Origin of the sequence: Amycolatopsis coloradensis, assembly GCF_037997115.1 — a bacterium.
GTDB lineage: Bacteria > Actinomycetota > Actinomycetes > Mycobacteriales > Pseudonocardiaceae > Amycolatopsis > Amycolatopsis coloradensis_A.
Genome location: NZ_CP150484.1, coordinates 1,266,869 through 1,279,165, shown reverse-complemented (window position 1 = coordinate 1,279,165; position 12,297 = coordinate 1,266,869). Strand labels below are relative to the sequence as shown.

10 protein-coding genes and 1 pseudogene are annotated in these 12,297 nt (G+C 70.1%); 6 read left to right on the top strand and 5 right to left on the bottom strand.

From position 1 onward, the window contains the following. Nucleotides 1-54 precede the first annotated feature (54 nt). Nucleotides 55-1,089 carry a helix-turn-helix domain-containing protein gene (locus LCL61_RS05655; RefSeq protein WP_340685856.1) on the bottom strand — a complete coding sequence of 345 codons (1,035 nt, stop codon included), beginning with the start codon at nucleotides 1,087-1,089 and terminating at the stop codon, nucleotides 55-57. 96 nt (nucleotides 1,090-1,185) lie between these two features. Here LCL61_RS05655 and LCL61_RS05650 point away from each other — a divergent pair, with 96 nt between their 5' ends. The 4 genes from LCL61_RS05650 to LCL61_RS05635 are packed head-to-tail and all read left to right on the top strand — an operon-like array spanning nucleotide 1,186 to nucleotide 6,740. Next, complete coding sequence (locus LCL61_RS05650; protein WP_340685855.1) at nucleotides 1,186-2,088, top strand: alpha/beta hydrolase; 903 nt, start codon at nucleotides 1,186-1,188, stop codon at nucleotides 2,086-2,088. Next, the gene (locus LCL61_RS05645; protein ID WP_340685854.1) at nucleotides 2,085-3,827 is read left to right on the top strand and encodes an ABC transporter ATP-binding protein; all 1,743 of its coding nucleotides are present in this window, start codon (nucleotides 2,085-2,087) and stop codon (nucleotides 3,825-3,827) included. The genes LCL61_RS05650 and LCL61_RS05645 overlap by 4 nt, the downstream gene beginning before the upstream one ends. Then, complete coding sequence (locus LCL61_RS05640; RefSeq protein WP_340685853.1) at nucleotides 3,824-5,524, top strand: ABC transporter ATP-binding protein; 1,701 nt, start codon at nucleotides 3,824-3,826, stop codon at nucleotides 5,522-5,524. Before LCL61_RS05645 ends, LCL61_RS05640 begins: the two co-directional genes overlap by 4 nt. Nucleotides 5,525-5,555: 31 nt before the next feature. Next, on the top strand, nucleotides 5,556-6,740 hold the full coding sequence (locus LCL61_RS05635; protein ID WP_340685852.1) for a GNAT family N-acetyltransferase: 1,185 nt from the start codon (nucleotides 5,556-5,558) through the stop codon (nucleotides 6,738-6,740). On the opposite strand, the gene LCL61_RS05630 is transcribed toward LCL61_RS05635, so the two are convergent. Together LCL61_RS05630 and LCL61_RS05625 are read right to left on the bottom strand one after the other, a co-directional pair. Further along, a complete protein-coding gene (locus tag LCL61_RS05630) occupies nucleotides 6,741-7,913 on the bottom strand; it encodes an MFS transporter (protein WP_340685851.1) in 1,173 nt (390 codons plus the stop codon). Between the two features lie 179 nt (nucleotides 7,914-8,092). Further along, nucleotides 8,093-8,587, bottom strand: a complete 495-nt coding sequence (locus LCL61_RS05625) for a MarR family transcriptional regulator (protein WP_340685850.1) — start codon at nucleotides 8,585-8,587, stop codon at nucleotides 8,093-8,095. Between the two features lie 188 nt (nucleotides 8,588-8,775). Here LCL61_RS05625 and LCL61_RS05620 point away from each other — a divergent pair. Further along, a pseudogene (locus LCL61_RS05620) lies at nucleotides 8,776-9,981 on the top strand (acyl-CoA dehydrogenase family protein). Between the two features lie 15 nt (nucleotides 9,982-9,996). Here LCL61_RS05620 and LCL61_RS05615 read toward each other — a convergent pair. Continuing rightward, nucleotides 9,997-10,533, bottom strand: a complete 537-nt coding sequence (locus tag LCL61_RS05615) for a dihydrofolate reductase family protein (protein ID WP_340685849.1) — start codon at nucleotides 10,531-10,533, stop codon at nucleotides 9,997-9,999. A gap of 56 nt (nucleotides 10,534-10,589) precedes the next feature. Between LCL61_RS05615 and LCL61_RS05610 the strand changes: the two genes are divergently transcribed. After that, the gene (locus LCL61_RS05610) at nucleotides 10,590-11,177 is read left to right on the top strand and encodes a TetR/AcrR family transcriptional regulator (RefSeq protein ID WP_340685848.1); all 588 of its coding nucleotides are present in this window, start codon (nucleotides 10,590-10,592) and stop codon (nucleotides 11,175-11,177) included. A 39-nt stretch (nucleotides 11,178-11,216) separates the two neighbouring features. On the opposite strand, the gene LCL61_RS05605 is transcribed toward LCL61_RS05610, so the two are convergent. Beyond that, entirely contained in the window at nucleotides 11,217-12,182 is a 966-nt protein-coding gene (locus tag LCL61_RS05605; RefSeq protein ID WP_340685847.1) for a sporulation protein, read from the bottom strand. Nucleotides 12,183-12,297 lie beyond the last annotated feature (115 nt).

The window sequence follows — 12,297 nt, the reverse complement described above, 5'->3', positions numbered from 1 at the left end:
TTTCCATGACGGACGGCGGTGATCTTTGAGTACCCGGCGAAGATCATTAGGTAGTCATTCGCCGAGCAGCCGCCACGCGGTGAGGGCGAGCCTCGCCCTGGTCAGCCCGAGCGGATCGGTCAGGTCGACGCCCAGGCTCTTGCCGATCTGGGTCAGCCGTCGCGCGACGCTGCTGTGGTGCAGATGCAGGGAATCGGCGGCCTGGCGCACCGAACCCGTGGCGCAGTAGGCGTCCAGCGTCCGCAGATCCTCGGGATCCGCCGCCAGCTTCGTGATCGCGACGACGTCGGCGTTGGCCCGCGTGTCCTCCTCCGGGATCCGCGCGAGCAGCGCCAGCGCTCCGAGGTCGCCGTAGTGGATCACCGGACGGCGCGCGGTCGTGAAACGCAAGGCCGTCCTGGCGTCCTGCCAGGACCGATGCGGGCAGCCGGTCTCCCCGATCCCCGCCCGGACGTCCTCCGGAAAGCGGTCCGGGTCCACCGCGGTGGCGAGGATGATGCCGACGTCGGTGAGGGAAGCGGCCTTGACCGGGCGGCCGGGGCAGATCAGGTTCCCGATCTTCTCGAGCGGGAGCCCCGACCGGACGGCGACCACCCTGATCGGCGCGTCGGCGGGGAAACCCAGCAGCCGCAGGGCCCGGCTCCTCGCGGCGTCGTCGCCGGCGGCACTGATCACGAGCTCCACCAGCGCCGGATCGGCCATGGTGGTGCGGGCCGGTCCGTACCGTTCGACGACCGTCGCCACGGCGATCGCGAGCCGGTCCAGCACCGCTTCGTCGAGGGCGACGGGCGTTCCCTCCCGTTCCAGCCACACCGTGCCGATCTCCTCGTCGTCGAGGGTGACCGCCTCCGTGATGGACGCGGGCGCGGCGGTCGGCGCGGCTTCGCGGCCGTCGGGTGCCATGCGGATGGTGCGTCCCGTGCTGTGGAGCCGGATGCCCGCGACGCATTCCGCCAGGCCCGCGGTGGCGCGAGCGAGCGCGGGGAGGTCGACCCGCCGCCGCATCAGGGTGTCGTAGAACATCACGACCCGGATCGCTCCTTCGACGTCGGGATCCAGATGCGACAACCGCGCGGCCAGTGCCTCCATGTCCGCGAGCGTACGCGGCGATCGTCGCGCGAAGGGGCGATCACACGCGACGGATGGCGGCCGCCCTCCGGCCCCGGAGCCGGAAGGATCGTGGTCATGGATCCCGAACTCGAAGCCTTCATCGCCCTGTTCCCGCAGGCGAAACTCGACGACCCGGTCGCGGACCGCGAGAGCTTCGCGAAACTCGCCACGTCCGTGCCGCAGCCCGACACGTCGGACCTGGAGGTCGAAGACCGGACGGTGCCCGGTGAACCCGGCGTCCCGATCCGGATCTACCGGCCGCGTGAGGCACAGGGCGCCATCATCTGGCTGCACGGCGGCGGCTGGGTCATGGGCAACCTGGCGACCGAACATCCGTGGGCGGCGCGGCTCGCCGAGACCTCCGGCGCGACAGTGATCTCGGTCGAGTACCGGCTGGCGCCGGAAAACCCGTTCCCGGCCGCGTTCGACGACGTCTACGCCGTGCTGAACTGGACGGCCGAGCACGCGGCCGGACTCGGCGTCGACCCCGACCGGATCGCGGTCGGCGGGCACAGCGCGGGCGGCGGGCTCGCGGCGGCGACGGCACTGCGAGCCCGCGACGAAGACGGCCCGCGGATCTGCTTCCAGCTGCTCAACCAGCCGGGGCTCGACGACCGGCAGGAGTCGTGGTCGGCGCGGAACTTCACCGACACGCCGTGGATGAACCGCGCCAAGATCACCGCCGCATGGGGGCACTACCTGGCCGGAGAGCCCGCGCCTTCGCCGTATGCCGCCCCTTCGCGGGCCACCGATCTCTCCGGGCTGCCGCCCGCGTACGTGGCCTCCGCCGAGTTCTGTCCCAATCGCGACGAGAACATCGAGTACGCGCTCCGTCTGCTGCAGGCGGGGGTTTCGGTCGAGCTGCACCAGTGGGCGGGCACCTTCCACGGGTCGCAGGCCATCCTGTCCGCCGAAGTGTCCCGCCGTCAGATCGACGAACTCGGCGGCGTCCTGCGCCGCGCGCTGGCTTCGTCATGACAGCACCCACAGCGGCTCGGTTGCTGCGCCCGTTCGCCGGGAGTTTCACCGCTGTCGTCGTCTTGCAGATCCTCGGCGCCCTCTCGGGGTTGGCGCCGCTGCTCGCGGTCGTCGAACTGGGCAGGGCGCTGCTGGCGCCCGGCCCGGTCGACCCAAGCCGGGTCTGGACCGCGGTGATCGTGGGCGCGGCCGGGATGTTCGTCCGGCTGGTGTTCACGGCCGCGTCGTCCGGGATCGGGCACCTGCTCGACGGCCGGGTCCAGCTCACGTTCCGCCGCCTGCTGGCCGAACGCCTGGGACGCGTGCCGATCGGCTGGTTCTCGAGCCGCCGCACCGGTGAACTGGCCAAGGTCGTCGGCGAGGACGTCGGCGCCGTGCACCCGTTCATCGCCCACACCCCCGGCGAGCTCGTGTCGGCCTTCGTCGTCCCGCTGGTATCGCTGGCCTACCTGTTCACCATCGACTGGCGGCTCACCTTGATCACGCTGATCCCGGTGGTGCTGGCGGTGGCGCTGGTCCCGCTGATGATGACGCCCTCCCGGCTGCGTGAGCAGGAGGAGTTCGACCGGGGCATGGCGGGGATCTCGGATTCGGTCGTCGAGTTCGTCCAGGGCATCGCCGTGGTCAAGGCGTTCGGCGGCGCGGGCCGCGCCCATCGCAGGTTCCGCACCGCCGCGGACGCCTTCGTCGCCACCTTCACCCGGTGGGTGCACGGTATGGCCGGGCCGGCGGCGGGGATGCAACTGGCGCTGTCGCCGCCGTTCGTCCTGCTGGTGGTCCTGAGCGGCGGCACGCTCCTGATCACCGGCGGCGGCCTCGCCCCGGTCGATCTTCTGCCGTTCCTGGTGCTCGGCCTGGGCTTGACCGCGCCTGTGGCCGCACTCGGCCACGGCTTCGACGAACTCCAGGCCGCCCGTCGCGCCACCGGCCGGATCCGCGAAGTGCTCGCGGTGCCGTCGCTGCCGGAGCCGTCGAAGCCGGTCGCGCCGCGAGGCCATCGGGTGGAGCTGCGCGGCGTCCGCTTCGGCTACGAGGCGGAGCGCGAGGTCCTGCGCGGGATCGATCTGGTGCTCGAACCGGGGACGGTCACCGCGCTCGTCGGGCCGTCGGGCGGCGGGAAGTCCACTTTGGTCACTCTGCTGCCGCGGTTCTTCGACCCGGCGGACGGTTCCGTGCTGCTGGGCGGCGTCGATCTGCGCGAGATCGGCAGCCGGGAGCTGTACCGCAAGGTCTCCTTCGTGTTCCAGGACGTCCGCCTGCTGCGCGCGTCGGTCGCGGACAACATCGCGCTCGCCGTGCCGCACGCCGAGCTCGACGACATCGTGCGCGCCGCCCGGCTCGCGCAGATCCACGACCGCGTTCTCGAACTACCGCACGGCTACGAAACGGTGCTGCACGAGGAAACCGGGCTGTCGGGCGGCGAAGCTCAGCGGATCTCGCTGGCTCGTGCGCTGCTCGCCGACACTCCCGTCCTGGTGCTCGACGAGGCCACCGCGTTCGCCGACCCGCGGACCGAACTGGCCGTGCGCCGGGCACTGACGGCGGGGCGCGCCGACCGGACGGTCCTGGTCATCGCCCATCGGCTGGAGACGGTCGTCGACGCCGACACGGTCGTACTGCTGGAGAACGGCACCATCACCGAACGCGGGAAACCCGCGGAGCTGCTGGCGCGGAACGGGAGGTTCGCCGCCTTCTGGCGTTCCCACCGCTCCGCCGAACCACTGGGGGAACCTCGATGATCCGGATGTTGCTGAGCGTCCTCGGACCCGACCACGCCCCACCGGTGCGGCGCACCGTGGCGCTGATGACGGCGACCGCGATCGTCGAGGGCCTGTCGTACGCGCTGCTGGTCCCCCTGCTGCGGGCCCTACTCGGGAGCACTCCGGGCGACGCCGTCCCGTGGCTGATCGCGTTCGGCGCGGCCTTCTCGGTGTTCGCGATCCTGCGCTACCGCGCCGATCTTTCCGGATTCCGCGCCGGGACGACGTTGCTGCGCGGGATGTACCACCGGCTCGGCGACCATCTCGCCCGGCTGCCGATGGGCTGGTACAGCGGGAAACGGGTCGGTGAGGTGTCGTCGCTGGCCGGACCCGGTGTGCTGCAGGCGATGGGCGTGATCGCGCATCTGCTGGCGCCGTTCATCGCCGCGTGCGTCACCCCGCTGACGATCGTGTTCGTGATCCTCGTCTTCGACTGGCGGCTGGGACTGGCCGCGCTGCTGGCGGCCCCGGTCGTCGTGGCCATCCAGGTCTGGACGGGCCGGTCGATGGCCGCCGCCGACGAAGAGGCCGCGGAACGCGGGAACGAGGCCACCGGGCGCGTCATCGAGTATCTGCAGGCGCAGCCCGTACTACGCGCGGGCGGGCGGGCCGCGGAGCGATTCCGGTTGCTCGACGACTCGCTGCGGGACCTTCAGCGGGCGAACCGCCGGTCCACGCTGTCGGCGCTGCCCGGTGTCGTGGGGCTGACCTTCACGGTGCAGGCGATGTTCACCGGCCTGCTGGTGCTGGGCGCGTTCCTCGCGCTCGGTGGAGGCATCGGGGCGCCCGAAGTGCTGTCGATCCTCGTCCTGGCCGCGCGCTGCGCGGATCCGCTGCTCTCGCTGACCGACATCGGCGGCAAGCTCCGCGGCGCGCGTTCGGTACTGACGAGGCTCGACGCGCTGCTGCGGACCGAACCGCTGCCGGAACCGCCGGACCCCGTCCGGCCGGAGCGGCACGATCTCGAATTCGAGTCCGTCGTCTTCGCCCGCGGCGGCCGCACGGTGCTCGACGGCCTCTCGCTGACCGTCCACGAAGGACAGAAGCTCGCCGTCGCCGGACCTTCGGGTGCCGGGAAGAGCACGGTGCTGCAACTGCTCGCCCGGTTCCACGACGTGGATTCGGGAGCGGTGCGCGTCGGCGGGGTCGACGTCCGCGCGATGAGCACCGAGGATCTGATGGCACGGATCGCGATCGTCTTCCAGGACGTCCACCTCTTCGACGGCACCATCGAGGAGAACATCCGGCTCGGCCGTCCCGACGCCGACGACGCCGAGGTGCGCGCCGCCGCGACGGCGGCCCGGCTGGACGAGGTGATCGAACGGTTGCCCGGCGGCTGGTCCGCGAACGTCGGCGAAGGCGGGGCGCTGCTGTCCGGCGGGGAACGCCAGCGGGTCTCGATCGCGCGTGCCCTGCTGAAGGACGCGCCGATCGTGGTGCTCGACGAGGTGACGTCGGCACTGGATCCGGTCAACGAAACGGCCGTCCACGAAGGGATCGAGCGCCTCATGGCAGGCCGGACCGTAGTGATGGTGGCGCATCGGTTGCGGACCGTCGAACGTGCCGATCACGTGGTCTTCCTGGACGACGGCCGGATCGTGGAGGAGGGAAGCCACGACGAGCTGGCCCGGCTCGGTGGCCGGTACGCCGGGTTCCTCGAACTGCAAATCGCTTGACGCCAAGCGGGAACGGCAATGCACTGTGCCGATGAAGATCCGTTCCACGACCGCCGAGGACCGCGACGTCTTCGTCGACACGATGTTCACCGCGTTCGCGCGTTTCCCGGACACCGCGGGCGAGACCTGGTCCGCGCTCGAACTGGACCGCGGCCTGCTCGCGGTGACGGAGGACGGGCGGCCCGTCGGCACGGCCGCCGCGTATTCCTTCGAGCTCACCCTGCCCGGTGAGGTCGTCGTCCCGGCCGCCGGGGTGACCGCCGTCGGTGTCCTGCCCTCGCACCGGCGGCGAGGTGTGCTCAGCGCGATGATGCGGCATCAGCTCGCCGAGTTCCGGGAGCGGGGCGAGTTCCTCTCCGTCCTGCTGGCGTCGGAGGCGCTGATCTACCGGCGGTTCGGCTACGGCCCGGCGACCTACACCCGGCGTCTGACGGTGCAGCGCCATCGGGCCGCCTTCGCGGGCGGGACGGCCGGTGGCTCGATCGAGGTGCTGCGCCGGGCCGAGTGCGGCGGGCTCCTGGAGGAGGTCTACGACCGCTATCGCCGTGCCCGGCCCGGCGCGCTGTCGCGGCCGCACCGCTGGTGGTCCTTGGGCGCCGGGCAGCCGCCGATCTCCCGGGCATCGCGCCACATCGCCGTCCACCGAGACGCCGACGGCGTTCCGGACGGGTACGCCTCGTACTCGCTCACCGAACCGAGCACCTTGACCGTCGACGAGACCATCGCCGTCGACGACGAGGTGTCCACGGCGCTGGCCCGGTTCGTGCTCGACCACGACCTGATGACCGAGGTCGTGTTCGAGCACTGCCCGCCCGACCATCCGCTGCGGTGGCAGCTCGAGGACTTCCGTGCCGGCGAAGTCGGCGGCGACACGGACTGGCTCTGGGTGCGGCCGCTGGACGTGCCCCGCGCGCTCACCGCACGCGGCTGGTCCACCGACGGCGAGATCGTCCTCGACGTCGACGACCCGGCGCTCGGCGAGCACGGCCGGTACCTGCTCACCGTCCGGGGCGGTGAGGCGGACTGCGTGCCGACCGACAGCGAACCCGACCTCTCCTTGGACGTGAGCGACCTGGGCTCGATCTATCTCGGCGGCACCACCCCGAGCCTGCTCGTGCGGGCCGGACGCGTCCGAGCCCATCACCCGGGTGCGGCCGCGCTCGCCGACGCTCTCTTCCGTACCGAGCGTTCGCCGCACTGCCTGCACTGGTTCTGATCAGGTCCGGCGGGTGCCGACCGTGAACAGCAGCGACGCCGCGGTCAGCACCACGCCGAACCACACCACGCTGGTGATCCCGGCGTGGTCCGCGAGCAGCCCCGCGAACAACGCGCCCAGCGCGATGGAAGTGTTGTACGCCAAGGTGTTGAGCGACATGGCGGCCTCGAACGTGTCGGGTGCGGACCGCTGCGTCATGGTGAGCTGGCTCAGCTGCACCACGCCGTAGGACAGTCCCCAGAGCACGAGCGCGATCATCGCCCCAGCCTGCCCGTGACCGGTCGCGAGCAGCAGCAACAGTGACGCCACGAGCCCGGCCGCTCCGACCGCGAAGCTGACGAGCACGTTCTTCGCCACGAAATACCCGGCGACGAAGTTCCCCGCGGCTCCCCCGGCACCGAAGACGATCAGGCACACCGTGACGAAGGCGGGCGACGCCGACGAAGTGCCTTCCAGGAAGGGCCGGATGAAGGTGTAGACACCGAAGTGCCCGAGCACGAACAGGACCACCGTGATCAGGACCGATCGCAGGCGCGCGTTCACCCGCGGCAGGCCGAAGACCTCACGGACCGGGACCGCGTTCGCCGACGGCAGGGACGGGACCAGGACGAGCACGGCGAGGAAGACCAGGACGCTGAGCCCGCTCCAGATCAGGAACGTGGCCTGCCAGCCGACGAGGCGCTCCAGGACGGTGCCCAGCGGCATCCCCAGCACGGTGGCGACGGAGATACCGGACATCACGACCGCCGCCGCCCGGTTCGCGTGGCGGCCGGGGACGATCCGCATCGCCATCCCCACGCCGATGGCCCAGAACGCGCCGTTGGCGAAGCCCATGACGAGCCGGGTCGCCAGTACCAGCGGATAGCCGGGCGCGAGGGCGGTGATCAGGTTGCCCGCGGTCAGGATCGCGAGCAACGCGGAGAGCAGGACGCGCCGGTTGATCCGCCGCGTCCACGCGACCACGAACGGCACGCCGAGCCCGGCCGAGACGCCGTAGAGCGTGACCATCAGGCCGGCGGCGCCCACCGAGATGTCCAGGCTGGAACTCACCGGGGTGAGCAGGCCGACGGGCATCAGTTCGGTGGTGAGGAAGACGAACAGGCTGGCGGTGATGGCGGCGACCCCGGCCCAGCCCTTCCGGGTCGAGTGCGCGTTTTCGGTTCGGGTGACCATTTCTTCTCTCTCGATTCACGAGCATGACGAAGAAACCCCTGCGGGCACGGCGATTCCGCCCCTGGGGTGCTTCGCTCCAGAAGGATCGACGGCGCGCGGGACGATCCCGCGAACCTCTTAGCGCTAAGCTATTTGATGCTTAGCGCTAAGTCAAACGAGCACCCGAGAAGGTTCGCGCGTCAGTCGTCGAGGGCGACGTCTCCCAGTGACCGCAACAGGTTTCGCAGCAAGGCGGCCAGCTCGTCCCGTTCCTCGGCGCTGATCGCGCTCAGGAGCCGGTGCTCGGTGTCCACGTGATCGGGCAGGGCACGGTCGATGAGCTCGCGACCTTCCTCCGTGAGGTCGACCAGCACGCGGCGGCCGTTCGTCTCGTCGGGCGCGCGGACCACCAGTCCGCGTTGTTCGAGCCGGTCGAGCCGCTGGGTGACCGCGCCGGAGGTGATCATCGCCGAACGCATCAGGTCGGCGGGGGTCAGCGTGCCCGCCCGGCGCAGGGTCGCCAGGACGTCGAACGACGACCGGTCGAGGTCGTGGCGGGCGAACGTCTTGCGCAGTTCGCCCTCCAGGACCCGGGTCAGCCTGGTCAGCCGCCCGATGACCCCCATCGGGGAGACGTCCAGGTCGGGACGGGCTTCGGCCCACTGGCGAAGAATGTGATCAACGTGATCCGGCACGACCGGAGATTACCCCGGTCCCAGAGCGCGGACGTTCGTTGACACCCCGTAGTGCCACTGCTCTACTCGGACGCATGCTCTGTACGGCCTGAATCAGTGTCCGCCCAATTCGGTGAAAACCCGGGATTTCCGGGCACTCCGTCCTGCCCGGAAATCCCGTTCACCCTCGCACAGAACGGAATTCGCCCATGACCACGACCGAGAACCGGATCCGATCAGCCAGTGAATGGCTGGCGGCCGCGAAAGACGTCGCCGCCGAACTCGCGGTGGACGCCGCCGAGCGGGACCGCAGGAACGAGACGCCCTACGCGGAAATACGACTACTCAAGGATTCCGGCCTGGTGACCCTGCTCGGCCCGGTCGAACACGGTGGTGGCGGCCAGAGCTGGGAGACCGCCTACCACGTGATCCGCGAGGTCGCGCGCGGCGACGGCTCGATCGGCCAGCTGCTCGGCTACCACTACCTCTGGGCATGGGCCGCCCGGCTGGTGGCGACCGACGAGCAGATCGCCGCGGTCGAAGAACTGTACACGCGGAACAACTTCGTCTTCGGTGGCGCGGTCAATCCCCGTGACTCCGATCTGAAGATCACCGAAGACGGCGACGAGATCGTCTACAACGGACACAAGTCGTTCTCCACCGGCAGCAAGGTCTCCGACCTGACCGTGCTCGAAGGCGTTCTCGAAGGCACCGAGGACCATGTCTTCGCCATCGTTCCGTCCGAACAGGACGGTATCGTCTTCCACGACGACTGGGACAACATCGGCCAGCGGCTCACCGAATCGGGCAGCGTGACCATCTCCGGCGTGCGCGTCCCGTGGGCGAGCGCGGCAGGCTACGTCGACAAGAAGTTTCGTCCCTTGACCTACAACACGCTCAACGTCCCGGCGATCCAGCTGGTGTTCACCAACTTCTACCTGGGCATCGCGCAAGGGGCACTGGAAACCGCGCTGGCGTACACGCGCGAACACACCCGCGCGTGGCCGTACGGCGGCGACAACAAGACCTCCGCCGGCGAGGAGTGGTACATCCTCGACGGCTACGGCGATCTCCAGTCGAAGCTGTGGGCGGCCGAGGCACTGGCGGACAAGGCCGGAACCGCGATTTCCGCCGTGCTGCACGCACCGCGCGAAGACCTGACACCCGGGGCCCGCGGCGAGGTCGCGGTCCTCATCTCGGCCGCCAAATAGCGCGCGATCGAAACCGGCCTCGAAATCGGCACGAAGATCTTCGAGCTGACCGGCGCGCGGGCGAGCGCCACGAAATACGGCCTGGACCGCTTCTGGCGGAACCTGCGCACGCACTCGCTGCACGATCCGGTGGCCTACAAGCGCCGCGAAGTCGGCGCGTACGCGCTGCTGAACGAACTCCCGGAACCCACCTGGTACACCTGAGCCCCGGGCGGCCGGCTAACGCGCGACGGCGTAGGTGAGCAGCAGCGCGCCCGAAGCGAACCGTCGGTCGTCGACGAGCGTGAGCGCCGTCTTGGCGTACTCGCCATCGAACAGCCGCGTCCCGCCGCCGAGGAGCACCGGGTTCATCACGAGCCGCACTTCGTCGAACAGCCCGAGCCCGGCGGCGGACGTCGCGGCCCCTCCCCCGGCGAAGAGCGCGATGTCACCTTCGAGACCGGCGAGCGCCGAGGCGTCTTCGATCGCGTGGGAGTTGTGCCAGTTCGTGGCTCGGAGCGTGCGCGAGAGGACATACTTCGGCAGTTCGTGCATCCGGCGCCGCTGCGTGGCCGAGACCTCGTCCCCGGCGGCCGGCCAATAGCCGGCGAGTTCCTCATAGGCCTTGCGACCGAAGGCCATGCCGTCGATCGACTCCAGCAGCTCGTCGATATGCCCCTGGAACTCGTCGTCGGCGAACCGCCAGTCGATGTCGCCCGCGGCGTCGGCGATGTACCCGTCGAGCGAAACGTTGATGTGCAGGAAGAGCCGCCCCATGTGAACTCCTCGGTTGACTTCTTGAACGCATGAACAAGAAGTCGTACGATGACGCCATGCCACGCACGGGACGGCCGCGCTCCTTCGACGAAGACCAGGTGATCGGGGGTGCGCTCGACGTCTTCTGGCGGAGGGGTTACGCGGCCACGTCGATGCGCGATCTGAAGGAGGACCTCGGCATCCTGCCGGGAAGCCTGTACGCCGCGTATGGCGACAAGCACGCCCTCTTCCTGCGAGCGCTGGAACGCTACGCGGGCGGCGCCGCGAACCAGGCGGACACTCTCGCCGAAGGACCGGTCCTCGCGCATCTGCGTGAGCTTCTGCTCAGCGTCCTCGAAGCGGCACGGGAAACCCCGGGACGCGGATGCCTGCTGGGCAACACCGCCGCCGAACTGCTACCCGCCGACGAAGCCGCCGGAAAGATCGTCCACAGTGGATTCGACGCACTGGAAACCGGTATCAAGCAAGGACTCGAAGCCGCCCAGCGGTCCGGCGAGGTCCGCGCGGACATCAACTGCGGGGCGCAGGCACGGCTCCTGCTCGTCGTCATGCAGGGCCTGCACGTGGTGGCCAGGGCGGAGGCCGATCCGCGCCGGCTCACCGACGCGGTCGACGCCGCTTTGGCGCCCTTGACCGCGAAGTGACCCCTGGGCACACCGTCGCCGGTGTGCCCAGGAGCCGGATCACTCCTCGAAGCCTTCGTCGCCGCCGTCGAAAGCGTCCTCCATGACCTCGCCGAGGATCATGCCGCCGACCACGCCTGCCGCGGCACCGGCGACCACGCCGCCCATCCCCGGTCCACGCCTGCCGTGGTGCCCGTGGTGGTCGTAGTCGTGGCCGTAGTGCTCCTGGTGCCCGCCGAACATGGCGTGCCCGCCGCCGGACTCGGCGACCTTGGCCAGCCAGCCGTCGATGGCCGCCGCCCAATCGGTGCGCAGGGCCTCCTCGTGCGAAACGTGGAAGCGGCCGAAGGAGTCGCCGCCGGAGCGGAACATGCCACCGCGCCGATCGGCCTCCAGCACCACCACGAGGTCGTCCGGGCCGGCGACGAAGGTCAGCTCCACCTGGCTGACGCGGCCCGCGTAGCGCGACGGCGGGAAGAACTCGATCTCCTGGAAGAACCCGAGCTCCTGCCGGACGCCGTGCAGCCGCCCGGCTTCGACGTCGGCGCTGCGGAACGAGAAGCCCAGCTCGCCGAACGCCTCCAGCACCCGATCCTGCGATTCCAGCGGCCCGACCAGCACCGGGTCGAGGTCGCCCTTGTCCGGCGCTCCGGCGATGACCAGTTCGGTCCGCACACCGACGACCATGCCCGGCAGTTCACGTCCGCCGACCGCGCTGATCGGTGTCTCCCACGGCAGGGCGATCTGGAACGGCACCGTGGTCAGCTGCCCCGCCGTCACCTTCACCTTGCGGCCCGCGCTGACCCGCAGGAACTCCGCGGTCCCGGCGCGCTCGTGATCGCCACGCTCGACCTCGACCCGGGTGACCAGCGAAAGCAGGATCTCCTCGATCTGGGCGTCGCTCGAACCGCCCTGGATGCGGACCTGGCCGGTGATCACCTCGCCGGGAACGGCGTGCGGTGAGTCGAGCACGGTGTCGACGGACGGACCGCCGACCCCGAAGGCGCTGAGCATCCGTTTGAACATCAGGGATTTCCTCCGCTGGGTACTGGAACAAAGGGGGTACCGGAACACTTCGACTACTACCGAGATCCGTCGCGGCACGCCAGGGAAACCGGGTTAAAAACCCCTAAACGGGCGC